This is a genomic window from Aeromonas sp. QDB54, from assembly GCF_027707385.1.
Classification (GTDB): domain Bacteria; phylum Pseudomonadota; class Gammaproteobacteria; order Enterobacterales; family Aeromonadaceae; genus Aeromonas; species Aeromonas hydrophila.
In genome coordinates, this window is the sequence record NZ_JAPCIT010000005.1 from 171,319 (window position 1) to 190,627 (window position 19,309).

Here is a 19,309-nt window from a genome sequence, read left to right on the forward strand (position 1 = left end):
TATGGAACAAGTCGATGTAATTGACGGGCAGAGCCCGCTCAGCGAGAGCAATGGCCGCCGCGAAGAGCTCAAGGAGCTGATGCTGCAGGGGCTGTGGAAGAACAACCCCTCTCTGGTGCAGGTGCTGGGCCTCTGCCCCACCCTGGCAGTCTCCTCCACCTTCACCAACGCGCTGGGGCTCGGCCTTGCCACCATGGCGGTGCTGGTCAGCTCCAACCTCGCCATCTCGCTGGTGCGCAACCTGGTGCCCAAGGATATCCGCATCCCGGTCTACGTGATGATTATCGCGGCGCTGGTGACCAGCGTGCAGTTGCTGATGAACGCCTACACCTACGGCCTCTATCAGGCGCTCGGTATCTTCATCGCCCTCATCGTTACCAACTGCGTCATCATCGGCCGGGCCGAGGCGTATGCCTCCAAGAACCCGCCGCTGCTGGCTGCCCTCGACGGCTTCATGATGGGGCTCGGCTTTACTCTGGTGCTGCTGGTGCTGGGTGGGCTGCGCGAAATCATCGGCATGGGCACCCTGTTTGACGGTGCCGACCTGCTGCTGGGAGAGTGGGCCAAGTCATTGCGCATCGAGCTGTTCCACGCCGATGCCAGCCTGCTGCTGGCAATCCTGCCCCCTGGCGGCTTCATCGGTCTCGGCCTGATGATCGCCGGCAAGAACGCCATCAACGACTGGATGGGTCGCAAGCAGAGCGCCGAGAAGGCCCACTGCAGCGTGCCGGCCGCGGGTGCCCGCGCGACCCAGCTCTGAGCCAAGAGAGAGCCATGAACAATCAGAAACGTAGGCAGATACTGGAGCGACTGCGGGACGACAACCCCCACCCCACCACCGAGCTCAACTTCAAGACGCCGTTCGAGCTGCTGATCGCCGTGCTGCTGTCGGCCCAGGCCACCGATGTCAGCGTCAACAAGGCCACCGACAAGCTCTACCCGGTGGCCAACACCCCCCAGGCCATGCTGGAACTGGGGGTGGACGGGGTCAAGGAGTACATCAAGACCATTGGCCTGTTCAACACCAAGGCCGAGAACGTCATCAAGACCTGCGCCATCCTGCTGGAGCGCCACGGTGGTGAAGTGCCGGAGAACCGCGAAGCCCTCGAGGCCCTGCCCGGTGTCGGCCGCAAGACCGCCAACGTGGTGCTCAACACCGCCTTCGGCTGGCCCACCATCGCCGTCGATACCCATATTTTCCGGGTTTCCAACCGCACCGGCTTTGCGGTGGGCAAGAACGTCGATCAGGTGGAGGAGAAGCTGCTCAAGGTGGTCCCCGCCGAATTCAAGCTGGACGTGCACCACTGGCTGATCCTGCACGGACGCTACACCTGTCTCGCTCGCAAACCGCGCTGCGGTTCCTGTATCATCGAGGACTTGTGCGAGTACAAGGAAAAGGTCTACCCGGAGAGCTGAACACGGCTACCGGCTCGCAAGCGGCGTAGCCATGGCACCGCTCCTGGCGAGCACGGGCTTGAGCCAAGCGCCGGTATCCGCTCCCCTGGGCGGCACCCATACCACAAGAACCACTACCCGGAGAATTGAGCAATGAGAATCCTGCATACCATGTTGCGCGTCGGCGATCTGCAACGCTCCATCGACTTCTATACCCGAGTGCTGGGGATGAAACTGCTGCGCAAGAGCGAGAACAGCGAATACAAGTACACCCTGGCCTTCGTCGGCTACGGTGACGAGAGAGATGAAGCGGTGATCGAGCTCACCTACAACTGGGGTGTCAGCGAGTACGAGCTGGGCTCGGCCTACGGTCACATCGCACTGGAAGCGGACGACATCTACGCCACCTGCGAGGCGCTGCGCGCCGCCGGCGCCAAGATCACCCGCGAGCCGGGCCCGGTCAAGGGTGGCACCACCGTCATCGCCTTCGTGGAAGATCCGGACGGTTACAAGATTGAGCTGATCGCCAAGAAGGATGCCGGCAGCGGCCTCGGCGACAGTTTCTGATCCAGATTGAGCCCCGAAAAACAAAAAAGAGCGCCAAGGCGCTCTTTTTTATGGATTCGTTTTCTTCAGATGGCGCCGTTGCGGCCCATGTTGATCACCACCCGCCGGTTCTTGGCACGACCATCTTCGGTTTCGTTGGAGGCGACGTGCTGCTTCTCGCCGTGCCCCTCCACCGAGATCTTGCCGGGTTCGATGCCCAGATCCACAAACACCTTCTTGATGGCATCGGCCCGTTTCTCGGAGAGCTTCTGGTTCGGCCAGCGGCCACCATAGCTGTCGCTGTAGGCGTCGATCACCACCACGTCGATGCTCTTGTCCACCTTCACATACTCGCCAATCATCGCCAGCCGCCGCTTGGAGGCCAGCGACAGCTGATCACTGTTCTTGTCATAGGTGAGCACGCTGAAAGCGATGTCGTTGAAACTGTAGGGCAGCAGGCCATTGAGGCAATCCACGAAGGCCTGATACTTGACCCGGAAGTTGACCGAGGAGAGCGAGACCCGCACCGGCCGATTCTGCCGATACCAGTCGCGGTACTGGAAGGTCGGCATGCGCCCCCCTTCCAGCTCGTCCAGCATGGTCCAGGCGGTCTGCCCCTCCACCAGCCCGTCAAACTGCTGGTAAAAGCGCAGCTGGCTCACTTCCCGCCCGGCGATGCCGGGGCGCCAGACCGGCGGCATGATACCTAGGCTGACGGTCTGGGTCTGGGCCTGCTGACGCAGCCCCTTGAGCTCGAAATCCAGATTGATCTTGCGACCGGCGCGGCTGACGAATGCCCCAGTGCCCCAGTTGGGGATGGGGTGCTCGAGCCGGCACTCCACTTGGGTGTCGGAGGTCAAGCGCCAGACGGATTGATCCAGGCCGGCACCGAATTCAGTGACTCCCGCCTGTAACTGCATACTCACGGATATGCTGACCAACCCCAACATCCAAGCGTTCAACTGCCTGCCCTCCACACGATCTCAGGTTAGATATCGGCAGGGGCAGGACAAGCTTTAGGGCAAACCGATCAGTGGGTCGAGGTAGCGTCCATCAGTTTGAAGCGGGCGATGCGCCCCGCCAGCTCCCGCGCCAGCAGATCCAGCTCGGCGCTGTTTTGCTGCAGGGTTTCCGAGTGCTGGCGGTGTGCCTCGTACACCTCGCGGATGGTCATCACGTTGTGCTGGATGTCGTCGGTGACATAGCGTTGCTCCTCGGTGGCGGTGGCCACCTGGGCGGTCATGTCGCTCACCTTGCGCACCTCGTTGACGATGTCGGTCAGCTCGCTGCCCGCCCGCTTGGCCTCGGTCACACTCAGCCCCGCCTGCTCGGTCCCCAGGTGCATGGCGGTCACCGCCTGATTGGCCCCCTGCCGCAGCCGCACCAGCATCCGCTCTATGTCGTCGGCGGCCTGCTGGGTGCGCGACGCCAGCGCCCGCACCTCTTCCGCCACCACCGCAAAACCGCGACCGGATTCGCCGGCGCGGGCCGCCTCGATGGCGGCGTTGAGGGCCAGCAGGTTGGTGCGATCCGAGATCTGCTTGATGAGGTTGAGCGCCTCGCCCACCGATTCGGTGTCCTGATGCAGGCTGTCCACCAGCTGCTGGGTATCACTCAAGGTACCCGCGACCTGCTGGATGGCATCGATGGTCTGATCCACCTCCTTATCACCCTGCCGGGCCCGGCCGATGGCCTGCTGGGTCGCGAGCGATGTCTGGGTCGCGTTGCGCGCGATCTCGGCCACCGTCGAGGCCATCTCGGTGGCGGCCGTCGCCACCAGATCCACCTGGCCAAACCCCTTGGCCACCCCGGCGTTGACTTCGGCAATGACGTTGGCCGAGGCGGCGGCACTGCGGGCCAGCACCTCGCAGGAGCGGCGCACCGCCAGCATCAGCCCCTCCAGATGTTCGAGGAAGTGGTTCAGATCCCGCGACAGCGCACCCAGCTCATCACCGGAGTGCCAGTTGACCCGCACCGTCAGATCGTTCTCCTGCACCAGCCGCTTGAAGGTATGGTGCAGGGCCATGAAGCCCAGGTGCAGATCTCGCACCACCCGCCAGCAGACGAAGCTGGTGAGCAGCACGCACAGCAGAACCCCGGTGGCAGCCCACCAGAAGTCGCTGGCACTCTTCGCCCGCATCTGATCCACCCGCTCGGACAACTGCTGATAGAGGCGGTCTTCGCTCTCCTTGAGCAGGCTGATCTTGTCGGTGCTCAAGGCAAACCAGGCCTCGGCATCCACCCCGAAGCCGCCGCTGGCCGCCTTGTCCAGCGCCAGCTTCTCCATGGCGGCCACCTTGCTCACCACCGGCGAGGCCAGGCTGTCGGCCAGCAGCTGGCGCTGGGAGGGGCTCGCCACCGCCTGGAAACGCTCGAGATAGGTATTCTGGGCCGCCAACAGGGAGATGAACTGCTGCAACAGCACCGGCGTGAAGCTGTCGCGGCCGAACACGTTGCTTAAGGTTGCCCGCTCCAACCCCATCCGCTCCTTGCTCTGCAGGAAGGCGGCATAGGCATTGGTCTGCAGCGCTATGGTGGCATCCCGGCTATTGATGCTGATCTGATCCACCACCGCCAGCAACTGGGTGATCATCCGGGTATAGAAGCTGACCTGCTCCGCCACCTCGACCCCCAGCGCACTGACCCGCTCGCGCATGGCGGTGAGCCCGGCCAGCTCCTGCTGCACCTCTTTGAGCGCCAGCAGGGCGGGATCCTCACGAAAGCGCTGCAGCAGGGTATCGACCTGCTTGCGCTGCACCGGCAGGGCATCGCGAAACTTGTTGCCACCGGAACCCAGGAAGCCGGCCGACATGCCACGCTCCTTTTGCAGCTCGTGGGCCAGCTGCGCTGCTTCCCGTACCACCGCCAGTGCGGCCTGAGCCTGACTCATCTCCTGCTCGACCCGATAACGCTCATAGACGTATCGACCGGAGAAGAACAGCAAGGCCAGCAGTGGCAGGCAGACCACCAGCAACATCTTGTGCGCCAATCCCAGCTTCTTCATCGTTGCTCCCCATTCCATTGTTGAAGTGGTCAATTATAAGCCCGCGTGTCGATAATAGAATCGGCCACCGTGCCGATGGCGGCCGATGAGGGACAAAGGCCGGCTTTTTTGCCATAATACCGCCTCATTTCACGCCGACCGAGATACCATGACCGACGCTGTTCACACCCTCAAGGGCCGTTTTCGTGGCTTTTACCCCGTCGTCATCGATGTTGAAACCGCCGGGTTCAATGCCAGAACCGACGCCTTGCTGGAAATCGCCGCCTATACCCTCAAGATGGACGAGCAGGGCTGGCTCGTGCCCGACCAGATCTTCCATTTTCATGTCGAGCCGTTTGAAGGGGCCAATCTGGAAAAAGCGGCGCTGGAGTTCACCGGCATCGACCCCTTCAATCCGCTGCGCGGCGCCGTCAGCGAGAAAGAGGCGCTGACCGAGATCTTCAAGGGCATCCGCAAGGGGATGAAGGAGCAGGATTGCGGCCGCGCCATCATAGTGGCCCACAACGCCACCTTCGATCACTGCTTCGTCATGGCCGCCGCCGAGCGGGCCGGCCTCAAGCGCAATCCGTTCCATCCGTTTGCCACCTTCGACACCGCCGCCCTCTCCGGCCTGGCGCTGGGCCAGACGGTGCTGGCCAATGCGTGCCAGAGCGCGCGCATTCCGTTTGACAATAAAGAGGCGCACTCCGCCCTCTACGACACCGAGCGCACCACCGAGCTGTTCTGTCATATCGTCAACCGCTGGAAGAGCCTGGGTGGCTGGCCCCCGGCCCACCCGGACGAGGTGGCCAACGACGCCAGCGAGTAACGACGCCCCCTTCCCAAGAGGCTGCCACGGCAGCCTCTTTTCTTGCGCCATTTGGCAAGCCATCTGGTTTGACCAGAATGTCGAAAAAAGGCCCATCCAGCACCGTTTTTTACCTCTCAAGACTCATCACCTGGGTTGAACCGCCGGGAATGCTGTAGATAGGCCATTCACCTGATTTTTTACTCGACATTTGTCACATTTTTCGCAAACTAACTGCCTTTCACACGACAGACAGCAACACAAACTATAAGGAAAGCAAATGAATCCTGTTGTTATCGCGGTGGCGCTGATGCTGGTGCTCAGCCTGCTGCGGATCAATGTGGTGGTCTCTCTCGCCATCGGCGCCATCGTCGGCGGCCTGATCGGCGGTCTCTCCCTCGAGCAGACCCTCAGCACCTTCAGCGGTGGCCTGGGTGGCGGCGCCGAGATCGCCCTCTCCTACGCCATGCTGGGGGCCTTCGCAGTCGCCATCTCCCGCTCCGGCATCACGGATCTGCTGGCGCGCAAAGTGATCAGCCAACTCGGCAAGGATGCCAGCAGCTCGCGCATCCTCTGGGTCAAGGCCCTGCTGCTCAGCTCGGTGCTGGGGGTCTCCATCTCTTCCCAGAACCTGATCCCGGTCCATATCGCCTTCATTCCCATCCTGATCCCGCCGCTGTTGCACGTCATGGCCCAGATGCAGATCGACCGCCGTCAGGTGGCCTGCGTCATCACCTTTGGCCTGACCGCGACCTATATGCTGCTGCCGGTGGGCTTTGGCGGCATCTTCCTCAACAACATCCTGGCCAAGAACCTGATCGACAACGGCGTGCCGGTCGAGCACAGCCAGCTGCCGCTGGCCATGGCCATCCCGGTGCTGGGCATGTTCGTCGGCCTGCTGATCGCCGTCTTCTTCAGCTACCGCAAGCCACGCCAGTATGATCTGGAGAAGATCCTGGCCGCCGAGCCGGAGACGGTCGATCTCAACCTCAACCACATCTGGGTCGCCCTGCTGGCCATCGCCGTGGCGCTGGGACTGCAGCTGATGACCAACAGCATCGTGCTGGGGGCACTGGCCGGCTTCGTCATCTTCACCTGTGGCGGCGTCATCAAGTTCCGCGAGAGCCAGGATGCCTTCACCCAGGGGGTGCGCATGATGTCCCTTATCGGCTTCATCATGATCTCCGCCGCCGGCTTCGCCGCCGTGATGAAAGAGACCCATGGGGTGGAGAGCCTGGTACAGGCCGTCTCCGGCATGATGGCAGGCCACAAGGGGCTGGCCGCCTTCCTGATGCTGCTGGTGGGCCTGCTCATCACCATGGGGATCGGCTCCTCCTTCTCCACCGTGCCCATCATCGCCACCATCTATGTACCGCTGTGCCTGCACCTCGGCTTCTCCCCCCTGGCGACCATCTCTCTGGTCGGCACCGCCGGTGCACTGGGGGATGCGGGCTCTCCCGCCTCCGACTCGACCCTGGGCCCCACCTCGGGCCTCAACGCCGACGGCCAGCACGACCATATCTGGGACAGCGTGGTGCCCACCTTCATCCACTACAACATCCCACTCATCATCTTCGGCTGGATTGCCGCCATGGTGCTCTAAGCCCCCCAAGATGCATAAACATAAAAGGCGACCCCAGGGTCGCTTTTTTGCTGCCTTCATCGCGATGGCATAGACCGGGACAAACCAGCCCGGGCGACCCTCTCAACCTGCTCTTGCTGCTGCATCCTTCCCTTTTATGCAGACGTGACTCGCAGCCCCCCGCTACCCTGCGTTTACCCGTCTCTTCCCTGCCCCATCCCCACACTACCAGGACGATGTCAGGCAACTCACCTGCGATATCCACGGTGTGCCATAAACTTACCCGTCCACATCCCCCCATGCAGCGCGGCGGCATCGCCTGGGTGAACGACGGGCAACAAAAAGGCCGCTCGATGAGCGGCCTTTTTAGCTAGCAGTCAGGGTTTAGCTGTCGCGGCGCTTGCCACCGAATTTGCGACCCTTGTCGAAACCGCCTTCACGGCGATCCTTGTTGAAGGGACGGTCACCCTGCGGACGGCGATCCTTGTTGAAAGGACGGTCGCCACGGAACGGACGATCACCACGGGGCGGACGGGGAGCAGTGTTGCTGCCAGCCGGCACTTCGGTGTAGCGGCTGATCTGCAGCGGACGCTGGCAGACACGGGCCTTCTTGATCACTTCCAGCACTTCGGCGCTCATGCCCTTGGGCAGATCGACGGTGGAGAAGTCATCGGCGATGTCGATGTTGCCGATGAAGCGGCTCTCGATGTTCGCTTCGTTGGCGATGGCACCCACGATCTGGCCAGGCTTGACACCGTGATGGGCACCCACGTCGACGCGGTAGCGCTCCATCTCCACGTCCGGGTTGTCCTTGAGCGGACGAGGCTCCAGGGACGGCATGCGACGAGCCGGGCGATCGCCACGGTCGGCGAAATCACGGCCACCACGGTCGTTGAAGTCACGACGTTCGAAACCACCGCGATCGTTGCCGGCGTTGAACACCGGATCCGGAATGGAGTCATCCAGCAGCAGCGGTTGGTCGCCCTGTACCAGCTTGGCCAGCGCGGCAGCCAGCTCCAGCGGATCGGCAGAGTCTTCTTCGATCAGCTCGTTCACCAGGTTCACGTAGATCTCGAGCTCTTCGCCCATCATGGTTTCGCGGATGCGCTCCTTGAACTTGGCCAGACGGTGCTGGTTGATGTCCTCGGTGCTCGGCATCTTCATCGGCTCGATGGCCTGACGGGTTGCGTGCTCGATAGCGCGCAGCATGCGACGCTCGCGCGGTGCCACGAACAGGATGGCTTCACCCTTGCGACCGGCACGGCCGGTACGGCCGATACGGTGAACGTAGGATTCGGTGTCGTAGGGGATGTCGTAGTTCACCACGTGGGTGATGCGCTCAACGTCCAGACCACGGGCGACCACGTCGGTGGCGATCAGGATGTCCAGCTGGCCTTGGCGCAGCTTGTCAACGGTACGCTCACGCAGCTTCTGCGGGATGTCACCGTGCAGCGCTTCACAGGCGTGACCACGAGCGGCCAGCTTGCCGGCCAGTTCTTCGGCGGCGTTCTTGGTACGCACGAACACCAGCAGGGCTTCGTAGGGCTCGACTTCCAGCAGACGGGTCATGGCGTCCAGCTTGTGCAGACCGGTCACCTGCCAGTAACGCTGGCGGATAGTGGTAGCGGTCGCAGTCTTGGAGGCGATCTTGATCTCTTTGGGCTGCTTCAGGTGCTTCTGGGCCACACGACGGATCTGCTCCGGCATGGTGGCGGAGAACAGGGCAACCTGACGACCGGCCGGGCACTGTTCCATGATCCAGTCCACGTCGTCGATGAAGCCCATGCGCAGCATCTCGTCCGCTTCGTCCAGCACCAGAGCTTTCAGGCCGGAGAGGTCCAGGTTCTTGCGACGGATCAGGTCCATCACGCGACCCGGGGTACCCACGACAACCTGAGCACCGCGGCGCAGGGCGCGGGTCTGGGTTTCGTAGGAGGCGCCGCCGTAGATGGGCAGCACGTGGAAATCAGGCATGTGGTGGGCATAGCGTTGGCACGCTTCAGCCACCTGCAGAGCCAGTTCACGAGTCGGTGCCAGCACCAGGATCTGGGTGTTGCGGTTACCAGCTTCCAGACGAGACAACAGAGGCAAGGCAAAAGCAGCGGTCTTCCCTGTACCGGTTTGCGCCTGCCCCAGCAGATCGTGGCCCGCCATCAGGTGGGGAATTGCTGCGGCCTGGATGGGGGACGGGCGCTCATAGCCCACGTCCTGCAGCGCTTTCAGTACAGGCGCGGCCAGTCCAAGCTCACTAAAAAGGGGCAGTTGTTCGGTATCAGACATAGATTCTTCCAGATTAAGGCAGGCGGCTAACACCGCGGAATAGCAAAAAGGCGGCGATTATAGCGCCACTTTGTTCTGCTGTCTTGAAAAATGTGATAAGCCTCTCAAGACGTTGGCAATTATAGAGGGATCTTGCGACTATGGCTTGCTTATTTTTCACTCATAGTGCGTTATTGCAGATCACGCTTCGCCAGAGTCCTTGTCCCGCTTGTGTTTGAGCACCGCCATGGTCAACCGGCTGGTGCACAATAAACGACCACGTTCATCGCGAATTTCTATCTGCCACACCTGAGTCGTCGCCCCCAGATGCAGTGGCGTGCAACGCCCCGTCACCACCCCTTCCCGCTTGGTTCTCAGGTGGTTGGCATTGACCTCCAGCCCCACGCAATAACTATCAGGCCCGACCGCCATGTTGGCCGCGAGCGATCCCAGCGTCTCCGCCAGCACCACGGAGGCGCCGCCGTGCAGCATGCCGAGCGGCTGATGGGTGCGGTGATCCACCGGCATGGTGGCCTCCAGCCAGTCGGGACCAAAGGCGGTATAGACGATGTCGAGGTGGGCCATCAGGGTGTTGCGAGAGCTGGCGTTGAGCCCTTCAAGGCTCATGGGCTTGCGCCAGATAGGGCTGCTTTCTTGACTCATGGTGCGCGGACTCCTTGCGTGATCAACGGGTTATCGCTGTGCCGTAGCGGCAAACCAGCAGTGTCGGCGAAAAAGGAGCAAAAAAAAAGATGCCCACGCTGGGGCATCTTGCATCGAGGTTGACTCTCACCAGGGATAGGTCACCCCTGGCCACTCGGCCCAGGGCTGGTCGCGCCCCGGCAGGCGCGGCGCGGGCCACTGCCATACCTTGCCGAGCCAGGCGCGCAGTTCGGCCTCCAGTTCGGCATCGGTGAGCGGCGCCTCGGCCACCTTCCAGAAGAAGAGCTCCACCACCACCTCCGGCAACACCGAGGGGTAGAGGTAAACCCCGCCCCAGAACTCGGGCTCCCGCGCCGGGCTCCAGAGGCCATAGGCAAAGGAGCGTTTGGCCAGAAATTCGGAGTGCTGCCACTCCAGATCGGCCTCGTGCTGGCTCAGGCTGAAATTGGCGGAGGGCCACACATCGTCCGGGCGAAACAGCTGATGAAGCTGCTCGCGCTCGCGCAGCATGGCGACGAACTCCACCACCGCCTGGGTCGGATTGACCGGCAGCAGCAGGAAGTGTGGGTGCCGATAGGCTTGCGGCACCCGAAACCGCTTGGGCAGGGTCAGCATCAGAGCAGTTCCAGCAGGGCCTGCAGCGGATGCTTGAGTTTCTCCCCCTCCATCCGCTTGACCTGGCTGCGGCACGAATATCCGGTGGCCAGACAACGGGCTTGCGGCAGGCGAGCCAGGGGCTCGGCCCAGCTCAGGCCATAGATGCCCTTGGAGTTCTCCACCTGTTTGGCATCGTGACCATAGGTACCGGCCATACCGCAGCAGCCCACCGACACCGGTTGCAGGGTGGCACCGAAGCGGCGGAACAGGGAACTCCAGTCACCGTGAGTCGACGGCTTGGCGGTCTTCTCGGTGCAGTGGGCGAACAGATACCAGGGCTCGGCGCCGGCGTGCGCTTCTCGCACCGGCAACACTTCTGCCGGCAAGGAGAGCAGCCACTCCTGGGGCAGCAGCACCTGGAAGTCACCGCGGGCGGGACCGAGCGCCTTCACGTATTCGTCCCGATAGCAGAGCACCAGGGAGGGATCGACCCCCACCATGGGGATGCCGAGCGCCGCCACCTTGTTGAGGAACTGGGCGCTGCTGGCGGCGGTACGGGCAAAGGCGCGCAGGAAGCCCTTCACGTGTTGGGGCTTGCCGTTGGGCTTGAACGGCAGCAGATAGGGCTGCAGGCCGAGCTTGCTGGCGAGCTTCACCAGGTCACGCACCACGGGGGCGTCGTAGTAGCTGGTGAAGGGATCCTGCACGATGAGCACCACTTTTTGACGCTGCTCGGGGCTCATGGCCTCCAGGCCCGGCAGATCGAAATAGCGGGCGCGATGGTCGCGCAGCTCCTCGGCCAGGGTCGGCACGCTCAATAGGGGCACGTCCACCATGCCGATGCTCTTCTCGGTCGCCTTCTGGGCCCACTCCTTCTCGAGGAAGAAGTTGACCAGTTTCGGCGCCTTGGCCAGCAGGGGGGCGTAGCTTTCCACCGTGCCGACGAAGTAATCCTTGGGGCCGCGCAGATAGCGGCTGTGATAGAGCTGCATGAAGCGGGCACGGAAGGTGGGCACATCCACCTTGATGGGGCACTGGCTGGTGCAGGCTTTACACGCCAGGCACCCCTCCATCGCCTCCATCACCTCGTGGGAGAAGTCATACTCGCCGCGGGCGCGGGCCACTGTGTTGCGAAACTTGTCGACGATCTGCTTGAAGCGCAGACCGCCGCTTTGCAGCGCCACCTCCTCACTCAGCGGATCGAAGCCCTGCTGTGCCAGTTGGCGCAGCCATTCGCGCATCAGGCCGGCCCGCCCCTTGGGGGAGTGACGACGGTCGCGGCTGATCTTGACCGAGGGGCACATGGGGGAGTCGGTCTCGAAGGTGAAGCACAGACCGTTGCCGTTGCAATCGAGGGCCCGGGTATAGCTGGTGCGCACCGCCAGCGGGATCTGGCGGTCAAACTTGCCGCGCTTGGGCCCGTCCACCGACACCAGCTCGGCGCCGCTGCCATAAGGCATGCAGATCTTGCCCGGGTTGATGCGGTTGGCGGGGTCAAACGCCCCCTTCACCCGTTGCAGCTCCTCCCACAGCTCGCCGAAGAAGGCGGGGCTGTATTCGGAGCGAAAGCCCTTGCCGTGCTCGCCCCACATCAGGCCGCCGTATTTGGCGGTGAGCGCCACCACCTGATCGGAGATGCGCCGCAGCAGCACCTCCTGCTCGGGATCGCACAAGTCCAGCGCCGGGCGCACGTGCAGCACCCCGGCATCGACGTGGCCGAACATGCCGTAGTCAAGGCCATGAGCATCCAGCAGGGCTCGAAACTCCATGATGAAGTCCGCCAGCGACTCCGGCGGCACGGCGGTGTCTTCGGTGAAGGCCACCGGCTTTTTGCGCCCTTCGGCGTTGCCGAGCAGCCCCACCGACTTCTTGCGCATGGCGTAGATGGTCTCGATGCTGGCCAGGTGGTTGCACACCTGATAGCCGATGATCCCCGCCTCCCCCTTGGCCAGCAGGCCATCGATACGGCGGCACAGCTCGGCCACCTTGGCCTTGTGCTCATTCTCGTCGGTATCGGCAAACTCGACGATGTTGAGCCCCTGCAGATCCTTGCCCGGCACCTCCTGAATGAACTCTTTGACCGAGTGCCAGATGATGTCGGCGCGAGCCAGCCCCAGCACCCGGGAGTCCACCGTCTCCACCGACAGCGCCAGGGCCTCGACCATAAAGGGGGCGTTGCGCAGGGCCGACGGGAAGCTGTCGTACTTGACGTTGACCAGGGTGCGGTAGCGCGGGATGGGGGTGATGTTGAGCCTGGCTTCGGTGATAAAGCCCAAGGAGCCTTCCGAGCCACACAGCACCCGGCTGACGTCCAGGGTGTCGGTATCGGGTTGATAGAGGTGCTTGAGATCGTAACCGGTCAGAAAGCGGTTGAGCTTGGGGAAGGTGGCCTCGATGTCGGCGCGCCGCTCACGGCCGATGCGATAGAGGGTGCGATAGATCTCCCCTTCGCGGTTTTCGAGGGCCAGCTTGTCCGCCAGACGCGGGCCGGTCACCGGCTCGGTGGCCATGAGATCGCCGTTTTCCAGCACCGTGTTGAGGCCGAGCACGTGATCCGAGGTCTTGCCGTACACCAGCGACCCCTGCCCCGAGGCGTCGGTGTTGACCATGCCGCCCAAGGTGGCGCGGTTGGAGGTGGAGAGATCCGGCGAGAAGAAGTAGCCGTGGGGCTTCAAATAGGCGTTGAGCTGGTCTTTGACCACCCCGGCCTGGGCCCGTACCCAACCCTCTTCCAGATTAATTTCCATGATCTGGTTCATATGGCGCGAGAGATCGACGATAATGCCGCCGCCCAAGGATTGACCATTGGTGCCGGTACCGCCGCCGCGAGGGAAGAAACTCAAGGTCGCGTACTCGGGCCCCTGGGCCAGCTTGAGCATCACCGCAATATCATCCGCACTGCGCGGATAGAGAACCGCCTGAGGTACTACCTGATAGACGCTGTTATCCGTCGCCATCGCCAACCGGCTTGCATAAGACTTTTCGATATCACCACGAAATGCTGATCGCGCCAGCAACTCAAGAAACTGCAGGGTTGTAGGTGACAAACTGTCCTGGTAATCGAGTCTCGGGATCATGAATCCTTGTTCCCTTCCTTTGCTTGATGCCGGAACTCCGGCGACAACGACCGTTCGGGCCAGCCTCTTCGCGGGCCCCCGAACCAGTCCGCTCACATGTGAGCGGGCAGTATATCAGCTAGAAAACCGCTTGCGCGCGCAATCTTCACCATTTGAAAGGAGGACTTTTATGGCTCATTACAGCCATGTTATCAGTACGCTTATTCGCACCGAAAAACAGGCGCTGACCCTGTCGCTGTTTGGTTGCATCACCTTTGCCATTTTCGGGATCGGCTATGGCCTGTTCGTCGGTTCCAACGCCATCATGCTGGACGGCATCTTCACCCTGTTCAGCATGGGCATGACGGGGCTGGGACTCATCACCGCCTACCTGGTTACCCGCCCTTCCGACGCCCGCTTTCAATACGGCTACGCCCACTTCGAACCCATCGCCAACGTCATCAACGGCACCATCATTCTGCTGCTCTGTCTGGCGGCACTCTACAACGGCCTCACCACCCTGCTGGCGGGCGGACGGGAGATCGATCTCGGCCACGCCCTCATCTATGCCGTCGTCTCCACCTTCTTCTGCGGCATCATCTACCGGGTCGAGGCCGACGTGGCCGAGCGGGTCAACTCCGAGCTGGTGCGGGTGGACTCCAAGGAGTGGCTGGTCGACACCCTGCTCAGCACCACCCTGCTCATCGGCTTCGTGGTCGCCATCGGCCTCGATGCCATCGGCTACGGCCACTACAACCGCTACATAGACCCGGTACTGGTCTCGCTGCTGGCCCTGTGCGCCACCCTCATCCCCATCAAGGTGCTCGGTCGCAACCTGCGGGAAGTGCTGAAGATCGCCCCCAAGGGGGATGTCTCCCGGCTGGTGGCCAGCGAAGTCGAGGCCCTGCGCCTGCGCCATGGCATCGAGTGCTACAGCCATCTGGCGAAAAGCGGCCGCCGCTTCGATCTCGAACTCAACATTCTGGTAGCCCCCGGCCAGGAGTGGCCCGTCGAGCGCCAGGATGCCCTGCGCCAGGAGCTCTGGTCCCGCCTTGGCGATACCCTGGGGGACGCCTGGCTGTCGGTCTGCTTCACCCGCGAGAAACGCTGGCTGTAAGCCGCACGGCGGGGCTTGCCTGGCAAGCTCCGCCCGCTCCTGTCGCCCCGCTGGGCGAGCGCCTTTGCCCCTGCGCTGCCCGCCCCCCTCTTGCCAAATACGGGATTCCCGTTATCATCAGGGCTCATTTTTAACCCGAGGTTTTATTGCCCATCATGGACAATCCCCGAAGTTGCCCTTCGTTTCTTCCCGTCAAAGCCTATCTTTATCTGCTTAATCAGCGCCTCTGAATAACGCCATTGCCTTGCTGTCACTGCGGCCATCGTACGCCGTGCTTACTCTTTGCTTTGTCTGTTTTTATTGAGGTCACTACATGGAATTGCTGCTGGATCCCCACATCTGGATCGGTCTGTTTACCCTGATCGTCCTGGAAATCGTGCTCGGGATCGACAACCTGGTCTTCATCGCCATCCTGGTGAAAAAGCTGCCCCCCGCCCAGCGGGACAAGGCCCGCGTCATCGGCCTGTCGCTGGCGCTGCTGATGCGCCTGGGGCTCTTGAGCGTGATGTCCTGGCTGGTCACCCTGACCACCCCCATTTTGCACCTGTGGGATCACCCCTTCTCCGGGCGGGACCTGATCCTGATGGGGGGCGGCCTGTTCCTGCTGTTCAAGGCCACCTCCGAGCTGCATGAGCGGCTGGAGGCCAAGCCGCCCGAAGACGGGCCGGTCGGTGTCTACGCCAGCTTCGGCGTGGTGATCACCCAGATCCTGGTGCTGGATGCCATCTTCTCGCTGGACTCCATCATCACCGCCGTCGGCATGGTGGAACACCTCGGCGTCATGATGGCGGCCGTCACCATTGCCATGCTGGTGATGGTGCTCGCCTCCAAGCCGCTGACCCGCTTCGTCAACGCTCATCCCACCGTCGTGGTGCTCTGTCTGAGCTTCCTGCTGATGATCGGCTTTAGCCTGGTGGCGGAAGGCTTCGGCTTCCATATTCCGAAGGGCTACCTCTACGCCGCCATCGGCTTCTCGGTGCTGATCGAATTCTTCAACCAGCTCTCCCAGCGCAGTGCCGAGCGCCACGAGGCCAAGCAGCCCCTGCGCGAGCGCACCACCGCCGCCATCTTCAAGCTGATGGGCAGCAAGGCGTACCAGGACCGACCGGACGACGATCTGGACGCCCCCGCCGCCGAGCCGGTGAGCTTTGGCGAGGAGGAGCGCTACATGGTGACCGGGGTGCTCTCGCTGGCCGAACGCTCCATCCGCACCATCATGACCCCGCGCTCCGAGATGGCCTGGATCGACGTCAACGACTCCAACGACGAGATCCGCGCCCTGCTGCAGCAGGAGCCCCACAGCCTGTTCCCGGTCTGTGACGGCGATCTGGACGAGGTGATCGGGGTGGTCAAGGCACGCGACCTGCTGTTTGCCCTCAACGAAGGGCAATCCTTGAGCGAGCTGGCCAAGCAGAACGACCCCATCATAGTGCCGCAGACCATCAACGTGATTAAGCTGCTGGCGGAGCTGCGCCAGGCCAAGGGTAGCCTCATCCTGGTGGCCGACGAGTTCGGCGTGATCCAGGGGTTGGTGACCACCCACGACCTGCTGGAGGCCATCGTCGGCGAGCTGCCCGATGAAGATGAAACGCCGGACATCGTCCGCGATGGAGAAGGCTGGCTCATCAACGGCAGCACCAACATCCACCACGTGGAGCAGGTGCTGGAACACGAAGGGCTGGTGAGCGAGAGCGACGAGTACGTGACCCTGGCCGGCATGCTGCTCTCCCACTTCGGCACCCTGCCCGCCCCGGGCCAGCAGTTGCAACTGCAGCAGCTTGGCTTCGAGGTGGTCGAGGTGAGCGAGCGGCGCATCGAGCGGGTGCGCGTCATGCCGCTGGAGGCCTGACGCCATTGCGTGAACCATGCTGAAAAAGGGGGGCCTTGCTGGCCCCCTTTTTTATTCCGGCGCCTCCCACCACCCCTCCCTCTTTTCACCATTGCTGTCATCAGCGCAATTCTTTTGTGCAATTACCCCTCTTTTTCGCAAGGGATGCCGGCACTAGAGTGAGCCCATCATCACCATGAGGAATTCACCATGCACCACGATCACCTGTTCTGCCCCCTGCGTCTCGGCCAGCTGCACCTCAACAATCGCATCGTCATGCCCCCCATGACCCGCTCCCGCGCCAGCCAGCCCGGTGACGTGGCCAATGCCATGATGGCCACCTATTACGCCCAGCGCGCCGGGGCCGGCCTCATCATCAGCGAAGGCACCCAGATTGACCCCATGGGCAAGGGCTACGCCTGGACGCCGGGGATCCACAGCGCCGAACAAGTGGCCGGCTGGAAGCAGGTGACTGACGCCGTCCACGCCAAGGGCGGCACCATGTTCGCCCAGCTCTGGCACGTGGGCCGGGTCACTCATCCCGACAACCTCGGCGGTGCCCAACCCATCTCCTCCTCCGCCATTCAGGCGAAAGGGGTGCGGGTGTTCGTCGACAACGGCAGCGATGCCCCCGGTTTTGTCGAAACCGTCACCCCGCGCGCCATGACCCAGGCCGATATCGACGCGGTGGTGGGGCAGTTTCGTCAGGCGGCCCGCAACGCCATGCTGGCCGGCTTTGACGGCATCGAGCTGCACGCCGCCAACGGCTATCTCATCAATCAGTTCCTCGACTCCGAGTCCAATACCCGCACCGACGGCTACGGCGGTTCGCTGGAGAACCGGCTGCGTTTCTTGAAAGAGGTGACCGAGGCGGTCTGCAGCGAGATCGGGGCCGACCGGGTCGGGGTGCGCCTCGCGCCGCTCACCACCCTCAACGGCACCGTGGATGCCAACCCGCAGGAGACCTATCTGGCCGCCGCCCGCCTGCTGGGCCGCCTCGGCGTGGTCTACCTGCACATCGCCGAGGCGGACTGGGACGATGCCCCGCTGATGGCGGAAGGCTTCAAGCAGGGGCTGCGCGATGCCTTCCCCAACACCCTCATCTATGCCGGCAAGTACGACGGCGAGCGTGCCCGGGCGGCGCTCGAGGCGGGCTGGGCCGACATGATAGGCTTCGGTCGCCCCTTCGTGGCCAACCCCGACCTGCCCGAGCGGCTGCGCCACGGCTATCCGCTGGCCCCTCACGACCCGGCCACCCTGTTCGGCGGTGGCGAAAAGGGCTTGATTGACTACCCGACCTATCAGGCGGCCCCCCAGCCCCACACGGCCTGAGTCAAACCCGCCCAGGCATAAAAAAACGCGCCCACCATCACTGGTGGGCGCGTTGTTTTTGCCTTGCATGCTTGCCGGCGCCGCAGGCTAATGGAGGCTGACCCCGTAGCAGGCGGCGTAGCTTCTGATCTCCCGGGTCAGCCGCGCCTTGTCGGCCAGGCTCAGCCAGCTCGCCTCCACCGCGTTCAGTGACAAGCGGCAGAGCTGGTTCATGCTGGCCCCCAGCTCATGGGCCAGGGCGTGGAAGTTGGCATTCATGTAGCCGCCGAAATAGGCGGGATCGTCGGAGTTGATGGTGACGCAGAGCCCCTGCTCCAGCAGCGCCAGCACGTTGTGGTGGGCCATCTTGTCAAACACCTTGAGGCGGGTGTTGGAGAGGGGGCAGACGGTGAGCGGCAGCCGGGTATCGGCCAGATAGCGCAGCAGATCGGGATCATCGACGCAGCGTACCCCGTGATCGATGCGCCGCACCTCAAGCTCCCGGATGGCCTGCCAGATGTACTGCGCCGGCCCCTCTTCGCCGGCGTGGGCCACCACCGGCAACCCCAGCTCGCGGCAGCGGGCAAAGACCCTGGCAAACTTGCTGGGCGGGTTGCCCCGCTCCCCCGAGTCGAGGCCGATACCGTGAATGCGCGACAGGAAGGGAGTGGCCTCTGCCAACGTGGCAAAGGCATCCTCTTCGCTCAGGTGGCGCAGGAAGCTCATGATGAGCCGCCAGCTGATGCCAAACTCCCGCTCTCCGCTCTGCAGCGCCCGCTCGATGCCGCCCAGCACGGTGGCGAAGGGCACGCCGCGGGCGGTGTGGGTCTGGGGGTCGAAGAAAATCTCCACGTGCACCACCTTGTCGGCGGCGCAGCGTTCCAGATAGGCCCAGGTGAGGTCGAAGAAATCCTGCTCGGTGATGAGCACGCTGGCCCCCAAGTAGTAGAGATCGAGGAAGGATTGCAGACAGTCGAACTCGTAGGCGGCGCGCACGCTGGCCACGTCGGGCCAGGGCAGGGCCACGCCGTTGCGCTGGCCCAGGGCAAACATCAGTTCCGGCTCGAGCGAGCCTTCGATATGGAGGTGCAGCTCCAGCTTGGGCAGACCGGCAATAAAGTTATCCATGATGACGGCTCCATCGGTTCACAGACAGCGGGACCA

15 protein-coding genes are annotated in these 19,309 nt (G+C 63.0%); 8 read left to right on the forward strand and 7 right to left on the reverse strand.

The genetic code is table 11. The features are described 5' to 3' along the window. The first annotated feature begins 1 nt into the window (after nt 1). The 3 genes from PG881_RS06925 to gloA all read left to right on the forward strand — a co-directional run bounded on the left by PG881_RS06925 (nt 2) and on the right by gloA (nt 1,962). On the forward strand, nt 2–760 hold the full coding sequence (locus tag PG881_RS06925; protein ID WP_024944880.1) for an electron transport complex subunit E: 759 nt from the start codon (nt 2–4) through the stop codon (nt 758–760). A 14-nt stretch (nt 761–774) separates the two neighbouring features. After that, entirely contained in the window at nt 775–1,416 is a 642-nt protein-coding gene (nth, locus tag PG881_RS06930; RefSeq protein WP_017408071.1) for an endonuclease III, read from the forward strand. Nucleotides 1,417–1,548: 132 nt separating this feature from the next. Beyond that, a complete protein-coding gene (gene gloA, locus PG881_RS06935; RefSeq protein WP_202010551.1) occupies nt 1,549–1,962 on the forward strand; it encodes a lactoylglutathione lyase in 414 nt (137 codons plus the stop codon). A gap of 65 nt (nt 1,963–2,027) precedes the next feature. Here the strand turns inward: gloA and PG881_RS06940 are convergent, their stop codons facing one another. Both PG881_RS06940 and PG881_RS06945 read right to left on the reverse strand, forming a co-directional pair. Then, the gene (locus PG881_RS06940) at nt 2,028–2,903 is read right to left on the reverse strand and encodes a flagellar protein MotY (RefSeq protein ID WP_202010553.1); all 876 of its coding nucleotides are present in this window, start codon (nt 2,901–2,903) and stop codon (nt 2,028–2,030) included. 68 nt (nt 2,904–2,971) lie between these two features. After that, on the reverse strand, nt 2,972–4,945 hold the full coding sequence (locus PG881_RS06945; protein ID WP_270798907.1) for a methyl-accepting chemotaxis protein: 1,974 nt from the start codon (nt 4,943–4,945) through the stop codon (nt 2,972–2,974). A 148-nt stretch (nt 4,946–5,093) separates the two neighbouring features. Here PG881_RS06945 and rnt point away from each other — a divergent pair, with 148 nt between their 5' ends. Both rnt and PG881_RS06955 read left to right on the forward strand, forming a co-directional pair. Then, nucleotides 5,094–5,753 carry a ribonuclease T gene (rnt, locus tag PG881_RS06950; protein WP_270798909.1) on the forward strand — a complete coding sequence of 220 codons (660 nt, stop codon included), beginning with the start codon at nt 5,094–5,096 and terminating at the stop codon, nt 5,751–5,753. Nucleotides 5,754–6,012: 259 nt separating this feature from the next. Beyond that, nucleotides 6,013–7,335 carry a Na+/H+ antiporter family protein gene (locus PG881_RS06955; protein ID WP_024944876.1) on the forward strand — a complete coding sequence of 441 codons (1,323 nt, stop codon included), beginning with the start codon at nt 6,013–6,015 and terminating at the stop codon, nt 7,333–7,335. A gap of 363 nt (nt 7,336–7,698) precedes the next feature. Here the strand turns inward: PG881_RS06955 and PG881_RS06960 are convergent, their stop codons facing one another. The 4 genes from PG881_RS06960 to ydiJ all read right to left on the reverse strand — a co-directional run bounded on the left by PG881_RS06960 (nt 7,699) and on the right by ydiJ (nt 13,910). Continuing rightward, entirely contained in the window at nt 7,699–9,594 is a 1,896-nt protein-coding gene (locus PG881_RS06960; protein ID WP_016351112.1) for a DEAD/DEAH box helicase, read from the reverse strand. Nucleotides 9,595–9,774: 180 nt separating this feature from the next. Next, nucleotides 9,775–10,236 carry a hotdog fold thioesterase gene (locus PG881_RS06965; protein ID WP_118880949.1) on the reverse strand — a complete coding sequence of 154 codons (462 nt, stop codon included), beginning with the start codon at nt 10,234–10,236 and terminating at the stop codon, nt 9,775–9,777. Nucleotides 10,237–10,362: 126 nt separating this feature from the next. After that, a complete protein-coding gene (locus PG881_RS06970; RefSeq protein WP_203133522.1) occupies nt 10,363–10,851 on the reverse strand; it encodes a hypothetical protein in 489 nt (162 codons plus the stop codon). Then, nucleotides 10,851–13,910 carry a D-2-hydroxyglutarate dehydrogenase YdiJ gene (ydiJ, locus tag PG881_RS06975; protein WP_203133523.1) on the reverse strand — a complete coding sequence of 1,020 codons (3,060 nt, stop codon included), beginning with the start codon at nt 13,908–13,910 and terminating at the stop codon, nt 10,851–10,853. The genes PG881_RS06970 and ydiJ overlap by 1 nt, the downstream gene beginning before the upstream one ends. Nucleotides 13,911–14,079: 169 nt before the next feature. On the opposite strand from ydiJ, the gene PG881_RS06980 reads away from it, so the two are divergent. The 3 genes from PG881_RS06980 to PG881_RS06990 all read left to right on the forward strand — a co-directional run bounded on the left by PG881_RS06980 (nt 14,080) and on the right by PG881_RS06990 (nt 18,166). Further along, a complete protein-coding gene (locus PG881_RS06980; protein ID WP_011706465.1) occupies nt 14,080–15,006 on the forward strand; it encodes a cation diffusion facilitator family transporter in 927 nt (308 codons plus the stop codon). A gap of 313 nt (nt 15,007–15,319) precedes the next feature. Continuing rightward, the gene (locus PG881_RS06985; RefSeq protein WP_011706466.1) at nt 15,320–16,855 is read left to right on the forward strand and encodes a TerC family protein; all 1,536 of its coding nucleotides are present in this window, start codon (nt 15,320–15,322) and stop codon (nt 16,853–16,855) included. A gap of 189 nt (nt 16,856–17,044) precedes the next feature. Next, a complete protein-coding gene (locus PG881_RS06990; RefSeq protein WP_264098541.1) occupies nt 17,045–18,166 on the forward strand; it encodes an alkene reductase in 1,122 nt (373 codons plus the stop codon). An 87-nt stretch (nt 18,167–18,253) separates the two neighbouring features. Here PG881_RS06990 and PG881_RS06995 read toward each other — a convergent pair whose 3' ends face one another. Next, nucleotides 18,254–19,273, reverse strand: a complete 1,020-nt coding sequence (locus tag PG881_RS06995) for an adenosine deaminase (protein ID WP_264098542.1) — start codon at nt 19,271–19,273, stop codon at nt 18,254–18,256. Between the last annotated feature and the right edge of the window lie 36 nt (nt 19,274–19,309).

What these genes read in the sequence shown, in the direction of transcription:
- PG881_RS06990 (WP_264098541.1), top strand. Translation starts at nt 17,045, where the DNA reads ATGCACCACGATCACCTGTTCTGCCCCCTGCGTCTCGGCCAGCTGCAC.
- PG881_RS06925 (WP_024944880.1), top strand. Translation starts at nt 2, where the DNA reads ATGGAACAAGTCGATGTAATTGACGGGCAGAGCCCGCTCAGCGAGAGC.
- gloA (WP_202010551.1), top strand. Translation starts at nt 1,549, where the DNA reads ATGAGAATCCTGCATACCATGTTGCGCGTCGGCGATCTGCAACGCTCC.
- ydiJ (WP_203133523.1), bottom strand. Translation starts at nt 13,910, where the DNA reads ATGATCCCGAGACTCGATTACCAGGACAGTTTGTCACCTACAACCCTG.
- PG881_RS06945 (WP_270798907.1), bottom strand. Translation starts at nt 4,945, where the DNA reads ATGAAGAAGCTGGGATTGGCGCACAAGATGTTGCTGGTGGTCTGCCTG.
- nth (WP_017408071.1), top strand. Translation starts at nt 775, where the DNA reads ATGAACAATCAGAAACGTAGGCAGATACTGGAGCGACTGCGGGACGAC.
- PG881_RS06960 (WP_016351112.1), bottom strand. Translation starts at nt 9,594, where the DNA reads ATGTCTGATACCGAACAACTGCCCCTTTTTAGTGAGCTTGGACTGGCC.
- PG881_RS06995 (WP_264098542.1), bottom strand. Translation starts at nt 19,273, where the DNA reads ATGGATAACTTTATTGCCGGTCTGCCCAAGCTGGAGCTGCACCTCCAT.
- PG881_RS06980 (WP_011706465.1), top strand. Translation starts at nt 14,080, where the DNA reads ATGGCTCATTACAGCCATGTTATCAGTACGCTTATTCGCACCGAAAAA.
- PG881_RS06970 (WP_203133522.1), bottom strand. Translation starts at nt 10,851, where the DNA reads ATGCTGACCCTGCCCAAGCGGTTTCGGGTGCCGCAAGCCTATCGGCAC.
- rnt (WP_270798909.1), top strand. Translation starts at nt 5,094, where the DNA reads ATGACCGACGCTGTTCACACCCTCAAGGGCCGTTTTCGTGGCTTTTAC.
- PG881_RS06965 (WP_118880949.1), bottom strand. Translation starts at nt 10,236, where the DNA reads ATGAGTCAAGAAAGCAGCCCTATCTGGCGCAAGCCCATGAGCCTTGAA.
- PG881_RS06985 (WP_011706466.1), top strand. Translation starts at nt 15,320, where the DNA reads ATGGAATTGCTGCTGGATCCCCACATCTGGATCGGTCTGTTTACCCTG.
- PG881_RS06955 (WP_024944876.1), top strand. Translation starts at nt 6,013, where the DNA reads ATGAATCCTGTTGTTATCGCGGTGGCGCTGATGCTGGTGCTCAGCCTG.